The following is a 19,246-nucleotide window of genomic DNA, read 5'->3' on the forward strand; positions in this document are numbered from 1 at the left end:
CAGCCCAGGCTCGCTTTCAAGCGAGACCGGCGGACCGTTTTCCATCAAACCATCTCGCATGCGATCTGTCGTTCGTCTGACTGCCTCCGCCACCAGCGCCCTGCCGCGCTGGCTGTTGCTCGCCATCTGTATTACTTACGCGTCGTTCGGGCTCTTCGGCCGCGATCCGTGGAAGAACGAGGATGCGGCCGGCTTCGGCGTCATGTGGACGATGGCCAACGGCGACGCGCGCGACTGGCTGCTGCCGAACCTCGTCGGCAAGGCGCCCACCGCCGACGGCCCGCTGATGTACTGGCTCGGCGCGTCGGCAATCCGGCTGCTGAGTCCGTGGGTCGACGCAAGCAACGCCTCGCGCGTCGTCACCGGTCTGCTCTTCTGTCTGGCCTGTGCGTTCGTGTGGTATTCGGCCTATCTGCTCGGCCGGCGCGACGAAGCCCAGCCGTTCAAATACGCGTTCGGCGGCGAACCGGAGCCGCGCGACTACGGCCGCACGCTCGCCGACGGCGCGCTGCTCATCCTGCTCGCGTGCTTCGGGCTCGCGGAGCGCGGCCACGAAACCACGCCGCAGCTCGCGCAGTTCGCCGGCACCGCCATGCTCCTCTACGCGCTCGTGCGCAGCCTCGACAAGCCGATCCACGGCGGCCTCATGTGGGGCGTGGCGATCGGCGTGGTCGGGCTGTCGAGTTCGCCGGTGCTCGTGTTCGCGCTCCTGCTCTGCACGCTCGCAATGACGATCATCGTGAAACAGGTGCGTGCCGCGCCGCTTCTGATCTACGGCTTGCCGGTCGCCATCGTGCTGATCGCCGCGTGGGTGCTGCCGACGCTCCATTACTTCCCCGACGACGGCGAATGGTGGCTGCGCCAATGGTGGCGCAACAGCTTTTCGTTCTTCTCCGGCACGCCCGGATCGATCTTCGGCTACGCCATGAAGAACCTGCCGCTCTTCACGTGGCCCGCGTGGCCGCTCGCGGTCTGGGCGTTCGTCAGTTGGGGCGGGCTGCGCCGCTCGCCGCACGTCGGCGTGCCGCTGTCGATCATCGGGCCGCTGCTCGTGCTGGTCGTCCTGCAGGCGCACGAGACCAACCGGCTCTTCATGCTGCTCCTGCCGCCGCTTTCGGTGCTCGCGACCTTCGCGCTGCCCACGTTGAAACGCGGCGCGATCAACGCGATCGACTGGTTCGCGATGCTGAGCTTCACCATCATCGGCTCGCTGGTGTGGCTCGTGTGGACGGCCGGCATGTTCGGTTTTCCCGCGTCGATGGCCCGCAATCTCGCGCGTCTCGCGCCGGGCTTTCATCCCGAATTCAAGCTGATTTCCTTCGTGTGCGCGGTGGCCGTGACGGTCTGCTGGTTCCTGCTGGCGCGCTGGCGGCTGGCGCGTCATCCGAAGGTGCTGTGGCGCAGCGTCGTGCTGTCGAGCGCGGGCACCACGCTCATGTGGGTGCTGCTCATGACGCTGTGGCTGCCGGTCGTGAATTACAGCCGGACGTATCGCGACGTGGCCGAGAAGATCGCCGATCATCTGCCGCCCGATTACACCTGCATCTCGCCCGTGCGTCTCGGCGACGCGCAGATCGCCACCTTCGCCTATTTCGGCGGCATGCACTTCGCGTTCGACGAAGATTGCGACGTGATCCTGCGCCAGGACCCGGCGGATTACGGCGAGCCGTCGTCGATGTCCGCGTTCCAGTGGAAGCTCGTGTGGGAAGGCCGGCGCGTCGCCGACCGCGACGAGCGCTTCCGTCTCTACGTGCGCATCGAGCGTCCCACGCCGCCGGCGAAGAAACCGCTGCGCCCGAAGAGCCTGCGCCGGGCGCAATAACGCGATGCGCGCGATGCCGATCTCCGCCGGCACGACCGGCATGCTGAGCGACGTCCGCAAGATCGCCGCGCTCGCGTGGCCGGTGCTGATCGGCCAGCTCGCGGTGATCGCGTTCGGCGTGATCGACACCGCGATGGTCGGCCGCTTCTCCGCGACGGATCTCGCCGCGCTCGGCCTCGGCGGCTCGGTCTATATCTCGGTGTATATCGGCCTGACGGGGATTCTCGTCGCGTTGCAGCCGATCGCCGGGCAGCTCTTCGGCGCGGGCCGCGAAAGCGAGATCGGCGAGGAAACGCGTCAGGCGCTGTGGCTCGCCGCCGCGCTCACCGTGATCGGCTTCGTGCTGCTCTACTTCCCCGAACCGCTGCTCTCGCTCGCGAAAAGCCCGCCCGCGCTGCACGACCGCACGGTCCAGTATCTGCGCATTCTCTCGTTCGGCTTGCCCGCGAGTCTCGCGTTTCGCGTCTATAGCTCGCTCACCAACGCCGTCGGCAAGCCGCGGCTCGTGATGTTCCTGCAAGTCGGCGGACTCGCGCTCAAATTTCCGCTCAACACCTGGTTCATTTTCGGCGGATTCGGCGTGCCCGCGCTCGGCGGTCCGGGCTGCGCGCTCGCGAGCACGCTCATCAACTGGGTGCTCGCGATCGTCGGCATGACGGTGCTCGTGAAGTTCGAATTCTTTCGCCCGTTCGGCATCTTCTCGCACTTCTGCTGGCCGGTCTGGCGGCGTCAGCTCGCGCTCCTGCGTCTCGGCATTCCGATGGGACTCTCCTATCTCATCGAAGTCACGTCGTACACGTTCATGGCGCTTTTCATCTCGCGCTTCGGGACCACGACGCTCGCCGGCCACCAGATCGCGGGCAATCTCGGCGCGGTGCTGTACATGACGCCGCTGTCGATCGGCATCGCGTCGTCGACGCTCGTGTCGCAGGCGCTCGGCGCGCGGCGTCACGACGACGCCCGCTCGATCTCGCGACACGGCATCGGCATGGCGTGCGTGCTCGCGCTCGTGTACGGCGTGTTCCTGATCGCGGCGCGCCCGCACATCATCGCGGCCTATACGCCCGATGCCAACGTGATTGCCGCCGCCATGCCGCTCGTGCTCATCATCGCGTTCTATCATCTCGGCGACGCGCTGCAGATCACCACCGCGTTCGTCCTGCGCGCGTACAAGGTGACGCTCGTGCCGACCGTGATCTACGCCATCGCGCTGTGGGGCATCGGGCTGGGCGGCGGCTATCTGCTCGGTTTCGACGTGGGCGGCGGCGTGCCCGAATGGCTGCAAGGCGCGCGCGGCTTCTGGATCGCGAATTCGGCGAGTCTGGGCGTCGCGGGCGTCGGCCTGTTCCTTTATTGGCGGCGCGTGAGCGCGCGGCACCTGAACAACGTCGATCCGGCCTGAGCCGCCCGTTTTTGCGAAAAAGCATCGGCGGTTCGCATCGACGGAAAGATCGGCGTAAGGCTCCAGTAGAATTTCGCGTCGAGGAAAACTCGGAGCGAGTGGATGAGCCGCATTACAACGTCACAAAAAAAATGGATTCTGGCCGCAACCACGCTGATCGCCGCGCTCGGACTGGGCGCCGCGATTCATCGGGCCCATGCCGCGCGCATCGCGAGCGTGTCGCCGCAAGGCAAGGTCGCGCAGGTGCGGCAGGTCGTCGCCAAGTTCGACGAACCGATGATCGCGTTCGGCAATGCGGCGGCGCCCGCGCCCGGAAAGCTCACCTGTAGCGGCGCGAGCGCGTCGGCCACGGCGGGCTCGCAACGCTGGATCGACGCCAAAACCTGGGCTTTCGACTTCGAACACGATCTGCCGCCCGGCGCGCGCTGCGCGCTCGATCTCGCGGACGGCCTCAAGTCCGTCGCCGGCAATGCGCTGTCCGGCCCGCGCCACTTCGCATTCCAGACGGGCGGACCGTTCGTCACGCGCGTCATGCCGGGCTACGGCGACATCGAAGAAAATCAGGCTTTCGTGCTGAGCCTGAACGGCCCCGCCACGCAAGCCTCGGTGCTTCAGCACGTGTGGTGCGAATCGAGCGCGCTCGGCAACCGCATTCCGGTGCGCGCGGTCGACGACGCCACCCGCGCCGCCCTGCTGAAACATTTCCGGCTGGAAAAGCAAAGCGATCGCGTGCTCACGCTCGCGTGCCAGCAAACATTGCCGTCCGCGACGAAGATGCAGCTCGTGTACGGCGCGGGCGTGACGGGTCCGAGCGGCATCGCCAACGACGTCGAAAAGCGCTTCGACTTCGACGTGCGCGAGCCCTTCACGGCGAGCTTTTCGTGCGAGCGCGAGAACGCGAAAGCGCCCTGCACGCCGCTGCGCCCGCTGCGCCTGAACTTCAGCGCGCCGATCGGCCGCGCCGATGCGCAGAAGTTCGTGCTGCACGGCCCCAAGGGCAACGCATCGCCGAGTTTCGATCCTTCCGACAAGGACGCTGAAGTGAGCGCCGTCGAGTTCGCCGCGCCGCTGCCCGAGCGCGCCGATCTCACCATCGACGCTCCCGCGAGCCTGAAGGACGCGAGCGGCCGCACGCTCGCCAACGCCGATCTCTTCCCGCTCAAGACCGCGACCGCCGCAATGCCGCCGCTCGCGAAATTTTCGTCGGGCACGTTCGGCATCGTCGAGCGATTCGCGGAGCCGGGCATGCCCGCGATGCTGCCCGTCACGCTGCGTCACGTCGAAGCGGACTTGCACGTGCAAGGACTCGATTCGGGCACGTCGCGCATCACGAAGCTCAAGCTCGACGCCGACACCGACATCCGCCAGTGGATGCGCGCCGTCGACCAGTTCGACGGCATTTCGATGTCGCGCTCGTCGATCGAAGAGCGCATGCCGCAGATGCTGAACAACGGCATTCAGCCGGTCGTCATCCCGGACAGCGACGGCTCGGTGTCGAAAGATCCGCAAATCGACATCCGTTCGCTGTCGATGCTGGCGAAACAGCGCGGCGTCGAAACCCTCACGCTGCCCGCCGCCGATCCGAAAGCGCTGCGGCCGTTCGAAGTCGTCGGCATTCCGCTCACGAAGCCCGGTTTCTATGTCGTCGAGTTGAGTTCGCCCGCGCTCGGCGCGTCGCTCATCGGCAAGAATCAGGCGATGTACGTGCGCACGTCGGTGCTCGTCACCAATCTCGGCGTGCATTTCAAGCAGGGCCGCGAGAACAGCCTCGTGTGGGTCACGACGCTCGACAAGGGCAAGCCTGTCGCCAACGCCGACGTTCGCGTGACCGACTGCAACGGCGACGAAATCGCCACCGCCAGGACCGATGCGCAGGGGCTCGCGAAGATCGGCAAGCCGCTCGCGGCCACACGCCAATGCAACGACAAGAGCCTCGCGTGGGGCGGCTTCTTCGTGTCGGCGCGCGTGAACGATCCCGTCACCGGCCCGGACATGGCCTTCGTGACGTCGGACTGGAATCGCGGCATCGAATCGTGGCGCTTCAACGTGCCGACCGACATGAGCGCGGCCCGCACGACCCGCGCGCACACCGTGTTCGACCGGACGCTTCTGCGCGCGGGCGAAACCGTGTCGATGAAGCATCTGCTGCGCGTCGAGACGCTGCGCGGCTTCGCGTTTGCGCCGAGCTATCCGGGCCGCGTGACGATCCGGCACGTCGGCAGCGGACAGACCTGGCATCTGCCGCTCAACTGGGCGGCCGACCATAGCGCCGACTCGACCTTCACGGTGCCCGTCGCGGCGAAGCTCGGCGAATACAGCGTGACGCTCGACAACGGCGCGTCCTCTTCCAGCGACGACCAAGACGACGACAACACCGTCACTCAGTCGTACGAATCGGGCAGCTTCCGCGTCGAGGAATTCCGCCTGCCGGTGTTCAAAGGCTCGATCACCGCGGGCGACGCGAAATCGCCGGGGCTCGTCGCCGCCGAGGAAGCGCCGGTCGCAGTGCGGCTCGAATACGTGCAGGGCGGACCGGCGTCGAATCTGCCGGTGCAGGTGTCCGCGCTTGTGCGCGACGCATCGCCGCCCTTCGCTTCGCAATACGAGGCGTTCAGCTTCGCGCCGTATCGGAAGCCGGCGAACGACGGCGCCAGCGCGCCCGCCGAGGACGAAGACAGCGAGCAGCAGGACCAGGCGACGACCAAGCTCATCGCGGACAAGCTGCGCGTGACGCTCGATCGCGACGGCGCCGGCAAGGTCACGGTGAAGCCGCTGCCGGCCGTCGAATCGCCGAAGCGTCTCGCGCTCGAAGCGAGCTTCGCCGATCCGAACGGCGAGATTCAGACGATCAGCGGCGCCACGACGCTCTGGCCCGCAGCAGTGGCCGTCGGCGTGAAGGCGGGACATTGGGTGTCGGTCGGCGGCGCGCTGCCGGTGCAGGCGCTCGCGCTCGATTTGCAGGGCAAGCCGCGCGCGGGCGTATCGGTCGATATCAAGGCCGTCGCGCGCGTGATGTCGAGCTCGCGCAAGCGCATGGTGGGCGGCTTCTACGCGTACGACAACCACACCGAAATCAAGGATCTCGGCACGCTCTGCAGCGGCAAGAGCGACGACCACGGCATCGTGTCGTGCGACGCGAAGATCAAGGAAGCGGGCAACGTCGATCTGATCGCGGTCGCGAAAGATGGCGACGGCCGCGCGGCCAACGCGAGCACATCGGTATGGGTCACGCGCGAGGACGAGTTGTGGTTCGGCGGCGAAAACACCGATCGCATCGACGTGTTGCCCGAGAAAACCAGCTACGAACCCGGCGAGACCGCGCGCTTTCAGGTGCGCATGCCCTTCCGTTCGGCGACGGCGCTCGTCGCGGTCGAGCGTGAAGGCATCGTCGAAACACGCGTCGTCGAGCTGAACGGCAAGGATCCGACCGTCGAACTCAAGGTCGAGAGCGCGTGGGGGCCGAACGTCTACGTATCAGTGCTCGCGCTGCGCGGGCGCATCCGCGAGGTGCCGTGGTATTCGTTCTTCACCTGGGGATGGAAGGCGCCCGTCGAATGGGCGCGCGCCTTCTGGTACGAAGGCCGGCAATATCAGGCGCCGACGCCGCTCGTCGATCTGAGCAAGCCCGCGTTCCGTTACGGGCTTGCGTCGATCAAAGTCGGCACGGCGTCGCACCGGCTCGCGGTGAGCGTGAATCCGGATGCGAAGTCGTACGCGGTACGAAGCAAGGCGCACGTGAAGGTGAAAGTCGCGCTGCCCGATGGCAAGCCCGCGCCCGCCGGCACGCAGATCGCCGTTGCGGCCGTCGATGAAGCCTTGCTCGAACTGATGCCGAACCCAAGCTGGGACGTGCTCGACGCGATGCTGCAACAGCGCGCGTACGGCGTCGAGACGGCGACCGCGCAGATGGAGATCATCGGAAGGCGTCACTTCGGGCGCAAGGCGGTGCCCGCGGGCGGCGGAGGCGGACACAGCGCCACGCGCGAACTGTTCGACACGCTCCTGCTGTGGAATCCGCGCGTCACGCTCGACGCGAACGGCGAAGCCACCGTCGATGTCCCGCTGAACGACGCGCTCACGCGCTTTCGAATCGTCGCGGTCGCGACGGTCGGCGCGGGGCAGTTCGGCACCGGCAGCGCATCGATTCAGAGCACGCAGGACCTGCAACTGATCTCGGGATTGCCGCCGCTCGTGCGCGTCGGCGATGCGTTCCGCGCGCAGTTCACGCTGCGCAACACGACGGCGCGCACGATGCGCGTCATAGTCACGCCGCGCGCCGGCACGCTCGCGCTCGACGCGCGCACGGTGGAACTCGCGCCGGAATCGTCGCAGGAAGTGGCCTGGGACGTGACGACGCCCGATGTGCTCGGCACGAGTTCGTCCGCGAGTCTCGACTGGAACGTGAGCGCGTCGGAACAAGCCGGGCCGAAGGCGAGCGACGCCGTGAAACTGACTCAAAAGGTCGTCGCGGCGATTCCCGTCACCGTGCAGCAGGCGACCATCGCGCAAGTCGAAGGCACGTTCACCTTGCCCGTCGCGCCGCCCGCCGACGCGAGCGAATCGGGCGATGGCGCCGTGCGCGGCGGTATCGCGGTGTCCTTGCAGCCGAAGCTCGCGGATGGCCTGCCCGGCGTGCGCCGCTGGTTCGAGCGCTATCCGTACAACTGCCTCGAGCAGCAGACCTCGCGCGCGCTCGGCCTGATGGACGCCGCGCAATGGCAGGCCGTGCTCGCGAAAATGCCGTCGTATCTCGACCGCGACGGCCTCGCGAACTACTTCCCGCCCGCCGACGACGCGCGCCCGACCGGCAGCCCCGCCCTCACCGCGTATCTGCTCGCCGTCACCGACGAAGCCGCGAAGCTGGATAGCCGCTTCGCCCTGCCCGCCGATCTGCGCAATCAGATGGCGGCGGGCCTCGCGAATTTCGTCGACGGCAAGATCGAGCGCAAGTTCTGGGCGCCGCGCGACGATCTCGACTTCGAGAAGCTCGCGGCGATCGAAGCCTTGTCGCGCTACGGCCTCGCGCAGCCGCGCATGCTCGGCTCGATCACCGTCGCGCCGGATCAATGGGCGACATCGGCGGTGCTCGATTACTACGCGATCCTGTCGCGCGTCGACGGCATTCCGAATCGCGACGAAAAGCGCGCGCAAGTCGAGCAGATCATCCGCGCGCGCCTGACGTATCAGGGCACGCGCGTCACCTTCTCGACCGAGCACGAAGACGATCTCTGGTGGCTCATGACCGGCACCGAAACCAACGCCGCGCGCATGGCGCTCATGTTCGCGGACGCGCCCGGCTGGAAAGACGAAATGCCGCGCGTCGTCGCGGGCCTGCTCGCGTTGCAGAAGAACGGCGCGTGGCAGACCACGACCGCGAATCTGTGGGGCGCGCTCGCGGTCGGCCGATTCTCGCGGCTCTTCGAAAGCACGCCGGTGGCGGGTCATACGTCGATTCAACTGGGCGCCTCGACGCAAAGCGTGGACTGGAGCGCGCCGGCGTCGGCGACGTCCGCCACGAAGAGCGTGCGCAGCGTCATGCTGCCGTGGAGCAGTGCTTCGCTCACGCTGACGCAGGACGGCGCCGGCAAGCCGTGGGCGACGGTCGAAAGTCTCGCGGCCGTCGCGCTGAAGGCGCCGTTCGCGGCGGGCTATCGCATCGCGAAGACGGTCACGCCGGTCGATCCGGCCGTGAAAGGCGTGCTCTCGCGCGGCGATATCGTGCGCGTGCATCTCGACATCGACGCGCAAAGCGACATGACCTGGGTCGTCGTCAACGATCCGATTCCCGCGGGCGCGACGATCCTCGGCTCGGGCCTCGGGCGCGATTCCGAAGCGGCGGCCGAGGGCGAGAAACGGGATCGCGGCGCGTGGCCGGCGTTCGTCGAACGTGGCTTCGACGGCTATCGCGCGTACTACGACTATCTGCCGAAGGGCAAGCTGACGGTCGAATACACGATGCGGCTGAACAATCCCGGCACGTTCGGTTTGCCGCCCACACGCGTCGAGGCGCTTTACGCGCCGTCGTCGTTCGGCGCGTTGCCGAATGCGCCGGTCGTCGTGAAGCCGCTTGCCGCGAAGTGATGTCATGAAACGCGCCGCCGCATTCGTCATCGCGTGCGTTCTCCCGGCGGCGGCGCACGCGTCGCCGAGCTTCGACGACGTGCGCGCGGCCTGGCGCAGCTCCGACTGGGTGCTGCTCTCCCGCGAAGGCGAGCCGCTCGCCCGCACGCGCATCGACAAGCACGCGCGGCGCGGCGACTGGGTCGCGCTCGCGGACGTATCGCCGGCGTTGCGCGAAGCCATCGTCGTATCGGAAGACAAGCGCTTCTACGAGCATGCGGGCGTCGACTGGCGCGGCGCGGCGGCGGCCGCGTGGGGCAATCTGTGGAACACGCGCACGCGCGGCGCATCGACGGTGACGATGCAGCTCACCGGCCTCATCGACGCCGACAAATCGGCCGGCCGGCGCTCTATCGGCGAAAAGGCCGGGCAGACGATCGGCGCGCTGTGGCTCGAACGAACCTGGCGCAAGGATCAGATTCTCGAGGCGTATCTGAATCTCGTGCCGTTTCGCGGCGAAATCGTCGGGTTGTCGGCGTTGTCGCAGACGCTGTTCGGCAAGGCGCCGTCCGGGCTCGATGAACGCGAGGCCGCGCTCGCCGCCGCGCTGGTGCGCGCGCCGAACGCGCCGTACGCGAAAGTCGCCGCGCGCAGTTGCGTGATCCTGCGCGACATGCAGGCGCTGCACGGCGTCGCCCGAAGCGTCGATCCTTGCGTCAATCTCGACAGCTACGTGCAGCTCGCGCTCACGCGCACGGCCGCCGCGCCCGCCTACGCATACGGCGACGACGCCCTCGCGCCGCATCTCGCGCGGCGCGTCGCGGGCGAAGTGCATCCGGCGGCCGGCGCGCGCGTGCGTTCCACGCTCGACGCACGTCTGCAACGCTTCGCCCGCGACACGCTCGCGCGCACGCTCGCCGAACTGAACGCGCGCGCGCATCCGCGCAATGTGCACGACGCGGCGGCCATCGTGATCGACAACCGTTCGGGCGACGTGCTCGCGTGGGTCGGATCGGCGGGCGGTTTGTCGAACGCGCCGGAAGTCGATGCCGTGCTCGCCCCGCGTCAGGCCGGCTCGACGCTCAAGCCCTTCCTCTACGCGCAGGCGCTCGACGAGAAGCGCGTCACCGCCGCCACGCTGCTCGACGACGCGCCGCTCGATCTCGCGACCGGTGGCGGCCTTTACATCCCGCAAAACTACGATCACGACTTCAAAGGCTGGGTGAGCGTGCGCACCGCGCTCGGCTCGTCGCTGAACGTGCCGGCGGTGCGCACGCTCGTCATGGTCACGCCGCATCGTTTCGCGAAAACGCTGGTCGCGCTCGGCATGCCGTTGTCGCAGGCGGGCGATTATTACGGTTTCAGCCTCGCGCTCGGCAGCGCCGACGTCACATTGGCGACGCTCGCCAATGCCTATCGCGCGCTCGCGAACGGCGGGATCGCGCGGCCTTTCTCCGATCTCGCCGATCATCGGCCAACGTCCGCCGCGACGCGCGTCTTCAGCCCGGAAGCGAGCTTCATCGTCACCGACATCCTCGCCGACAACAACGCGCGCACGCGCACCTTCGGCTTCGACAGCGTGCTCGCCACGCGCACCTTCAGCGCGGTCAAGACCGGCACCAGCAAGGACATGCGCGACAACTGGGCGGTCGGTTTCACTTCGCGATACACCGTGGGCGTGTGGGTCGGCAATGCGGACGGCGCACCGATGTGGGACGTGTCGGGCGTGACGGGCGCCGCGCCGGCGTGGAACGCTATCGTCAACTATCTGAACCGGCGCTCGGATAGCCGTCCGCCGCAAGCGCCGCCGGGCGTCGTGACGACGCGCGTCGCTTATCAGAGCGATATCGAACCCGCGCGCGACGAATGGTTCGTGCGCGGCACGCAGATGAGCGCGATCGGGCTCACGGCGAACGCGTCGCAGACCGCGCGCGGCGCAAACGCCGATGCACGGGCCGCACGCATCGGCGCGCCCACGGACGGCACGATCTTCGCGCTCGATCCGGACATTCCGCCCGCGCGGCAACGCGTGTGGTTCGAGCGCGCGGACAGCGGCGCGCGCCTCGCGTGGCGGCTCGACGGCAAGCCCTTCGGCCACGACGCCCGCGCGGCGTGGCTGCCGTGGCCGGGCCGTCACGTGCTCGAACTGGTCGATGCAAAGGGCGCGGTCGTCGACACGGTCGGTTTCGAGGTGCGCGGCGCGTTTGCGAAGACGGAAACGGCACGTCATCCATCCGGCGTTTCGCAACGTTAAAGATTGTGCGGAAGCGCGGTGCGCGCGGCGGGGTCGTGCACAATGCGAGCCGTTATCGTTCGGACCGGGTTTTTGCCCTATCCTTAACGGCATCGTCCCGATCGGCCCGAACTTATCGATTCGTCCTTCCTTTCTCTCAAGCCTGGAGTGCCGTCATGCTGAAAAAGCTGCTCATGTTGTGCATAGGGTTCATGCTGTCGATGGGTGCGGCCTTCGCCGCGGTCGATGTCAACACCGCCGATCAGGCCGCGCTGGATACGGTGAAGGGTCTGGGGCCGGTGAAGTCGAAGGCGATCGTCGACGAACGCACGAAGAACGGCCCGTTCAAGGACGCCGACGATCTCGCGAACCGCGTCAAGGGTCTCGGCACGAAGTCGGTGGCGGCGCTCGAGCAGAACGGTCTCACCATCGGCGGCTCGTCGCTGCCGCCGACGGGCAAGACGTCGAAGCCCGCAACCCCGTCGACGCAAGGCGGCGGCGCAGCGCCGAACTCGACGGTGAAGTCATCGACGGCGGCCACGGCCGCGACGTCGCCGGCGGCCACCACGGCGCAGACGCCGGCCACGGCGCCCGCGGCGTCCGCGTCGGGCACGAAGGCGTCGAAGAAATCGAAGAAAGAAAGCGCAGCAGCGACGGCGAGCGCATCGGGCACCGCCGCCGCGAGCGACGCGAAGCCCGCCAAGTCGAAGCGCAGCAAGAAAGATAAGGCCGCCAGCGCCGCGGCTGCCAGTCAGTGATTCTTCGGGGAACCTTGTCGAAGGAGCATTGCCTTCGTATGACCATCGTTGAACGGCCGCTTGCGGCCGATGCCGGCGCCGCCGCGCCCGCTTCAAGGCGGAACGCTGCGGTACGGGCGAACCCACCCCGCAACCTTTCGTAGTGAGACTGCCATGAGCCTACTCGATATCCTCGCTTCCTCCCTCGGCAATTCGTCGCAACAACCCGGCGGCCAGCAGGGCCAGTCCGGCCAGGCCGCGCTGATCTCGGCGGCGCTCGCGTTCGTCAACAGCCAGCCGGGCGGCCTCATGGGCCTGATCCAGCGCTTCCAGCAGCACGGCGCGGGCGATGTCGTCCAGTCGTGGATCGGCACCGGCGAAAACAAGCCCATCAGCCCCGACACGCTGACGAACGTGCTCGGTCAGGACAACGTCGGCGCGCTCGCGCAGAAGACCGGCGTCTCAGGCGACCAGCTTTCGGGCATGCTGGCCGCGGTGCTGCCGCATATCGTCGATCGCGCGACGCCCAATGGCGAAGTGCCGGCCGAAGGCCAGCTCGATCTGACCGGCGTGCTCGGCTCGCTCGGCGGCCTCGGAGGTCTCTTCGGCAAGAGCGAAGAGCCGAAGCAGGGCTAAGCGCGGTTCTGCATACCGCATCGAAAGCCCCGCAGGCATTGCGCCGCGCGGGGCTTTTGTTTTTTCGGCAGGCGTTTCCGGCGACGAAAAAAAGGGCAACGAATCGCTTCGTTGCCCTTTCGCATCAACCGCCGTCCCGGCCGCGTCTCAGTGCACGACGCGATCGAACACGAACTTCCCTTCCCGCACGTCAACCGGAATGACGTCCTTCGGCCCGAAACGCCCGGCGAGAATCAGCTTGGCGACCGGATTTTCGATCTCCTGCTGAATCGCGCGCTTCAACGGCCGCGCGCCGAACAGCGGGTCGTAGCCGACCTTGCCGATCTGCTCCAGCGCCGTCTCCGACACGTCGAGTTGCATGTCGAGCTTTGCGAGACGCTCATGCAGACGCTGCAACTGAATCTTCGCGATCGACTCGATGTTCGTGCGATCGAGCGCATGAAACACGACGACATCGTCGATACGGTTCAGGAACTCCGGCCGGAAGTGCAGCTTCACTTCCTCCCAGACGGCATCCTTCACCCTTTCCTGCGGCTCGCCGACCATGCCCTGAATGACTTGCGAACCGAGGTTCGAGGTCATCACGATCACCGTGTTCTTGAAGTCGACGGTGCGGCCCTGGCCATCGGTCATGCGGCCGTCGTCGAGCACTTGCAGCAGCACGTTGAACACGTCCGGATGCGCCTTCTCGATTTCGTCGAGCAGAATCACGCTGTACGGCTTGCGACGCACGGCTTCGGTCAGATAACCGCCTTCCTCGTAACCGACATATCCCGGCGGCGCGCCAATCAGGCGCGCGACGCTGTGCTTCTCCATGAACTCGCTCATGTCGATGCGGATGAGATGATCCTCCGAATCGAACAGGAACGCCGCGAGCGCCTTGCACAGTTCCGTCTTGCCGACGCCCGTCGGCCCGAGGAACAGGAACGAGCCATACGGACGGTTCGGATCGGACAGACCCGCGCGTGAACGGCGAATCGCGTCCGCCACCGCGCCGATCGCCTCGTCCTGGCCGATCACGCGCTCATGCAGCTTGCTTTCGATCTGCAGCAGCTTCTCGCGCTCGCCTTGCATCATCCGCGACACGGGAATACCCGTCGAACGCGACACCACTTCCGCGATTTCCTCGGCGCCGACCTGCGTGCGCAGAAGGCGCGGGCGCGTCGGATTGTTCTGTTCCTGCGATTCCGCCTGCGTCACCTGCTTCAGACGCGCTTCCAGCTCGGGCAGCTTGCCGTACTGCAACTCGGCGACTTTTTCGAGCTTGCCTTCGCGCTGCAGACGCGTGATGTCCGCCCGCACCTTCTCGATTTCTTCCTTCAGTTGCGCGCTGCCCTGCACGGCCGCTTTCTCGGCAGTCCAGATTTCTTCGAGATCGGAATACTCGCGGTTCAACCGGTCGATTTCTTCTTCGATGAGTTGCAGACGCTTCTGCGACGCCTCGTCCTTCTCCTTCTTGACCGCTTCGCGCTCGATCTTCAACTGGATGAGACGGCGGTCCAGCTTGTCCATCTCTTCGGGCTTCGAATCGATTTCCATCTTGATGCGCGACGCCGCTTCATCGATCAGATCGATGGCCTTGTCCGGCAAGAAGCGGTCCGTGATGTAGCGATGCGACAGCTCCGCCGCCGCGACGATCGCCGGATCGGTGATCTCGACGCCGTGGTGAAGCTCGTACTTTTCCTGCAAGCCGCGCAGGATCGCGATGGTCGCTTCCACCGAGGGTTCATCGACGAGCACTTTCTGGAAACGCCGCTCCAGCGCCGCATCCTTCTCGATGTACTTGCGATATTCGTCGAGCGTGGTCGCGCCGATGCAGTGCAGCTCGCCGCGCGAGAGCGCAGGCTTGAGCATGTTGCCCGCGTCCATCGCGCCTTCGGCCTTGCCCGCGCCGACCATCGTGTGAATTTCGTCGATGAAGACGATCGTCTGGCCTTCGTCCTTCGCGATGTCGTGCAGCACCGACTTCAGGCGTTCCTCGAACTCGCCGCGATACTTCGCGCCCGCGAGCAGCGCCGCCATGTCGAGCGACAGCACGCGCTTGCCCTTGAGCGTTTCCGGCACTTCGCCGTTGACGATACGCTGCGCGAGGCCCTCGACGATCGCCGTCTTGCCGACGCCCGGCTCGCCGATCAGCACCGGGTTGTTCTTCGTGCGGCGCTGAAGAATCTGGATCGAGCGGCGAATTTCGTCGTCGCGGCCGATCACCGGATCGAGCTTGCCTGCGCGAGCGCGCTCGGTCAGATCGACGGTGTATTTCTTGAGCGCCTCGCGCTGACTTTCCGCGTCCTGGCTATTGACCTGCGCGCCGCCGCGCACGGCGTTGATCGCCGCTTCGAGCGCTTTCCTCGACAAGCCGTGCTGCTTCGCGAGACGGCCCGCTTCGCCGCGATCATCCGCGACGGCGATCAGGAACATCTCGCTCGCGATGTAAGTGTCGTTGAGCTTCTGCGCTTCCTTGTCGGCGGCATTGAGCAGGCCCGCGAGTTCGCGGCTCACCTGAACGTTGCCGTCCGTGCCCTGCACTTGCGGCAAGCGGTTGATCGCTTCGTTCAGCGATGTCTGCAACGCCTGGACCTGCACGCCCGCATGCGACAGCAACGAGCGCGCGGAACCATCTTGCTGCGCGATGAGCGCCGCAAGCAGATGCACCGGCTCGATGTACTGGTTGTCACGTCCGACCGCCAGGCTTTGCGCGTCGGAGAGCGCTTCCTGGAATTTGGTGGTGAGTTTGTCGATTCTCATTTTTTGAAAGCTCCAATTCTGAATACGACCAAAATGAGGCGCTTTTTGTCACTTTCAAGCACGCTTTGGCTCGAAATGTGCATTTTTTTGCTCTTCGACAATGACGGCCTCAACCGTCTTCAGGCTCAGGATTGACTGCGGCGTTTGGGATTTGTTCAGTGTGTGACGCGTCAAGACGACGCCCGCACCGGCACGAACGCGCCCGCCGGAACGCTGACGATGCCGAGCAGCCGCGCGAGCTCGTTCGCCGGGTGCGTGAGTTCGCCGACCGTATGTTTGTCGAGTTCGGCGAGAAACGCATCGCGCGCCGCCGCGAACACGCCGCGCAGGCGGCAGGCCGGCTGGATCACGCAGCGTTGACGCGCCGTATCGTCCGGCTCGGCGAAGCAGCCGACGACCGCGAAATCATTCTCGGTCTTGCGCACGACGTCGCCGATCGTGAGGTCGCGCGAACGCGAGGCGATCCGCAGGCCGCCGTTTCGTCCGCGCACCGTCTCGACCCAGCCGAGTTCGCCGAGCTGCTGAACGATCTTCATCAAGTGATTCTTCGAGATGCCGTATGCATCCGAGATTTCCTGAATCGTCGAAAGGCCCGACGGTCGGACGGAGAGATAAAGCAGGACCCGCAGCGAATAATCGGTGTAATCGGTGAGTCGCATGGCTTCGCGCGAACAGGGTTGGATGCAGGGCCGCATCGGTTATTTGACGGACCGCGCGTGCCGTCAAAAAATCCGCGCAAAATCACGGAGCGATATCCAGAATCGACGCACTCACTGAGCGCACGACGCGTAAATGAACGCCCATGCGTTTCGGAAAACTCAGTGGCGCCTGAGCACGAAAGCACCATTTTGCGTCATCTTGATATTCTTCGTCAGCAAAATATCTCACTGTCTCTCCCTTTGTTTCGCAGATCGACGATGAACACCGAACGCCCCGCCACCGACGCGCCGCGCGAGCGCGAACCCAACGAAGCCAACGTCCGCGCGCTGGTCGAAGCCTTTTATCGGCGCGTCGACGACGATCCGCTGCTCGGACCGATCTTCTCGCGCGCGCTCACCGGGCGCTGGGACGAGCATCTCGCCAAGATGACGACGTTCTGGTCGAGTCTCGTTCTCGGGTCGAAGCAATATCGGGGGAATGTGCAGGAAGCGCATCGTCCGATCGACGATATCGAGCCGCGCCACTTCGCGCGCTGGCTGTCGCTGTTTCTGAACACCGTCGAGGCGCGCTACGAACCGGCCGCCGCCGTGCAGTTCATGGAACCGGCGCTGCGCATCGCGCACAGCCTGCAACTCAGCAAGTTCGGCTGGGAGTATCAGATTCCCGTCGAGCAGCAGGAACTGCTCGCGGCGCTGAAGCGCCAGCGCACGGGCGGCGCGCCCGAGCCGCGCTTTCCCGAGCGTCCGGACGCGGAGCCGTTTCCGGCGAAGTTCATCGGCACATCCGCCGACGAAAAGTCACGCTAATCGCGCTGCCAGCGCGCGAGCGCCGCGTCGTCGGATTCGCGCGCATCGACCCAGCGCTCGCCCGCCGCGGTCTTTTCCTTCTTCCAGAACGGCGCCTGCGTCTTGAGATAGTCCATCACGAAAGCGCACGATTCGAACGCCTCGGCGCGATGCATCGCGGTCGTCGCGACGAGGACGATCTGATCGAGCGGCCTGAGCTTGCCCACGCGATGCACGATCAGCACGTCCGAGCCGCGCCAGCGCTCCCGCGCCTGATCGGCGATCGCTTCGAGCGATTTCTCCGTCATGCCGGGGTAATGCTCCAGCTCCATGGTTTCGACGGCGCTGCCTTCGTTCAGATCGCGCACCGTGCCGACGAAGCACGCCACCGCGCCGACCTTCGGATTGTCGGCGCGCAACGCGGCCACTTCCGCGCCGATATCGAAATCGGCTTCCTGCACGCGGACTTTGGAAAGCGTCGACATGTCAGCCACCCGTGACCGGCGGGAAGAACGCGACTTCGCAGCCCTCGGTGATGCGCTGGCCCGGATGGGTCATCACGTGGTTGCACGCCATGCGCAACGCGCGGCCTTCGGCGAGCGCCTCTTCCCACACGCCGCCGCGCATGCGCAGCCACGCGCGCACGTCGCCGACATTGACCACCGTGTCCGGCACGCTGACCGTTTCGTTCGCCACGCCCAGCGCTTCACGGACGCTCGCAAAAAACCTCAGTTCGAGTTTCATATCAGTTCTGAAAACGGGATGAAGCGCACGATCTCGCCGGCGCTGATCGCATGATTCGGCGGATTGTCGATGAGGCCGTCGCCCCAGACGGTCGATGTCAGCACGGCCGAGCTCTGGTTCGCGAAGAGATCGAGCCCGCCCGACTCGTTCAAGCGCGCGCGCAGGAATTCGTTGCGGCGGTCGCCTTTTTTCTGGCTGAAGTCGGCGCGCATCGGATAGACGCGCGGCGTGACGTTCGTCACGCCCGCGAGACGCAGCAGGAACGGCCGGACGAACAGCAGGAACGTGCAGAAACTCGACACCGGATTGCCGGGCAAGCCAATGAAAAACGCCTCGCTGCCTTCGTCGCCGCGCCGCACCGCGCCGAAAGCGAGCGGCTTGCCCGGCTTCATTGCGATCTGCCACATCGAGATGCGCCCTTCTGCCTCGACCGCGGGCTTCACGTGATCTTCCTCGCCGACCGATACGCCGCCGCACGTCAGGATGAGATCGTGGTCGATGGCCGCGCGCCGGAGCGTTTCGCGCGTCGCGTCCAGCCGGTCCGGCACGATGCCGAGATCCGTCACCGCGCAGCCGAGCTTCGCGAGCAGCGCACGCAACGTGAAGCGGTTCGAGTTGTAGATCGCGCCGGGTTCGAGCGGCTCGCCGGGCATGCGCAATTCGTCGCCGGTGAAGAAAATCGCGACGCGCACCTGGCGCACGACATCGAGCTGCGCGCAACCCACCGACGCCGCCAGCCCGAGCGCCTGCGGTGTCAAGCGCGTGCCCGCGGGCAGGATCACCGAATCGCGCTCAATGTCCGCGCCTTGCCGCGTGATCCACTCGCCCTCGGCTGGCGTCTGCGCGAACGCGACGCGGCCATCGTCCAACACTTGCGCCATTTCCTGCATGACGACGGTATCCGCGCCCGCCGGCACCGTCGCGCCGGTGAAGATGCGCGCGGCCGTGCCCGCCGCGAGCGGCGCGGCCGCGTGGCCCGCCGGAATGCGCTGCGAGACGCTCAACGCGACAGGCGCGCCTTCGCTCGCGCCGGCGAGATCGGCGGCGCGGACCGCGTAGCCGTCCATGGAACTGGTGTGCATCGGCGGGACGTCGAGCGGCGAGGTCACGTCGGCGGCGAGCACGCGGTTCAGCGCGTCGAGCGTGCCGACGCGCTCGCGCCCCTCCACCTGACGCGCGGCGTCGAGGAGACGAGCGAGCGCGTCGGCGGTGGCGAGCATCGGAGGACGGCTGGAAGCGGCTGGCGTGGTTGACATGGAGTTCGTTTGGGGCGCGCGCGGCGCCTCGATCGTGAAAAGGACACTGCAATACCGGTCAACTATTGTAGCGAGAAGGCAGGCGTCGCACGTTCGATCCGGGGCAAGCCCGTCATGCGGCGCGGCCGATGCCGCAAACCTTTTGCGTGCCTCAAAGCCGCAGCGG

Annotated in this window: 12 protein-coding genes; 7 read left to right on the forward strand and 5 right to left on the reverse strand. The window is 66.4% G+C overall.

Annotation, left to right across the window (positions count from 1 at the left end; genetic code table 11):
* The first annotated feature begins 58 nt into the window (after nt 1–58).
* The 6 genes from NOV72_RS21190 (at nt 59) to NOV72_RS21215 (ending at nt 12,890) form a co-directional block, all read left to right on the forward strand.
* On the forward strand, nt 59–1,822 hold the full coding sequence (locus tag NOV72_RS21190) for an ArnT family glycosyltransferase (RefSeq protein ID WP_106856540.1): 1,764 nt from the start codon (nt 59–61) through the stop codon (nt 1,820–1,822).
* Between the two features lie 40 nt (nt 1,823–1,862).
* Nucleotides 1,863–3,224 (forward strand): MATE family efflux transporter, encoded by a 1,362-nt coding sequence (locus NOV72_RS21195; RefSeq protein ID WP_106856620.1) that lies wholly within the window; start codon nt 1,863–1,865, stop codon nt 3,222–3,224.
* Between the two features lie 102 nt (nt 3,225–3,326).
* A complete protein-coding gene (locus tag NOV72_RS21200; protein WP_106856541.1) occupies nt 3,327–9,305 on the forward strand; it encodes an alpha-2-macroglobulin family protein in 5,979 nt (1,992 codons plus the stop codon).
* A 4-nt stretch (nt 9,306–9,309) separates the two neighbouring features.
* On the forward strand, nt 9,310–11,538 hold the full coding sequence (gene pbpC / locus NOV72_RS21205; RefSeq protein ID WP_106856542.1) for a penicillin-binding protein 1C: 2,229 nt from the start codon (nt 9,310–9,312) through the stop codon (nt 11,536–11,538).
* A 155-nt stretch (nt 11,539–11,693) separates the two neighbouring features.
* Nucleotides 11,694–12,275: a ComEA family DNA-binding protein gene (locus NOV72_RS21210; RefSeq protein ID WP_106856543.1), complete on the forward strand. Its 582-nt coding sequence runs from the start codon at nt 11,694–11,696 to the stop codon at nt 12,273–12,275.
* A 153-nt stretch (nt 12,276–12,428) separates the two neighbouring features.
* Nucleotides 12,429–12,890, forward strand: coding sequence for a YidB family protein (locus NOV72_RS21215; RefSeq protein ID WP_106856544.1), 462 nt, complete (start codon nt 12,429–12,431; stop codon nt 12,888–12,890).
* Between the two features lie 147 nt (nt 12,891–13,037).
* Here the strand turns inward: NOV72_RS21215 and clpB are convergent, their stop codons facing one another.
* Complete coding sequence (clpB, locus tag NOV72_RS21220; RefSeq protein ID WP_106856545.1) at nt 13,038–15,635, reverse strand: ATP-dependent chaperone ClpB; 2,598 nt, start codon at nt 15,633–15,635, stop codon at nt 13,038–13,040.
* Nucleotides 15,636–15,805: 170 nt separating this feature from the next.
* Nucleotides 15,806–16,294 (reverse strand): Rrf2 family transcriptional regulator, encoded by a 489-nt coding sequence (locus NOV72_RS21225; protein ID WP_106856546.1) that lies wholly within the window; start codon nt 16,292–16,294, stop codon nt 15,806–15,808.
* A gap of 258 nt (nt 16,295–16,552) precedes the next feature.
* Here NOV72_RS21225 and NOV72_RS21230 point away from each other — a divergent pair, with 258 nt between their 5' ends.
* Nucleotides 16,553–17,101, forward strand: coding sequence for a group III truncated hemoglobin (locus NOV72_RS21230; RefSeq protein ID WP_106856547.1), 549 nt, complete (start codon nt 16,553–16,555; stop codon nt 17,099–17,101).
* Here the strand turns inward: NOV72_RS21230 and moaE are convergent.
* From moaE to NOV72_RS21245, 3 genes are read right to left on the reverse strand one after another with little or no spacing between them, the layout of a single operon-like run.
* Complete coding sequence (gene moaE, locus NOV72_RS21235; RefSeq protein ID WP_106856548.1) at nt 17,098–17,565, reverse strand: molybdopterin synthase catalytic subunit MoaE; 468 nt, start codon at nt 17,563–17,565, stop codon at nt 17,098–17,100. The two genes, NOV72_RS21230 and moaE, sit on opposite strands and share 4 nt — an antisense overlap.
* Nucleotide 17,566: 1 nt before the next feature.
* Nucleotides 17,567–17,824, reverse strand: coding sequence for a molybdopterin converting factor subunit 1 (moaD, locus tag NOV72_RS21240; RefSeq protein WP_106856549.1), 258 nt, complete (start codon nt 17,822–17,824; stop codon nt 17,567–17,569).
* Nucleotides 17,821–19,044, reverse strand: a complete 1,224-nt coding sequence (locus NOV72_RS21245; RefSeq protein ID WP_342753422.1) for a molybdopterin molybdotransferase MoeA — start codon at nt 19,042–19,044, stop codon at nt 17,821–17,823. Before NOV72_RS21245 ends, moaD begins: the two co-directional genes overlap by 4 nt.
* Between the last annotated feature and the right edge of the window lie 202 nt (nt 19,045–19,246).

Origin of the sequence: Caballeronia novacaledonica, assembly GCF_900258035.1 — a bacterium.
In the GTDB taxonomy this organism is placed as follows: domain Bacteria; phylum Pseudomonadota; class Gammaproteobacteria; order Burkholderiales; family Burkholderiaceae; genus Caballeronia; species Caballeronia novacaledonica.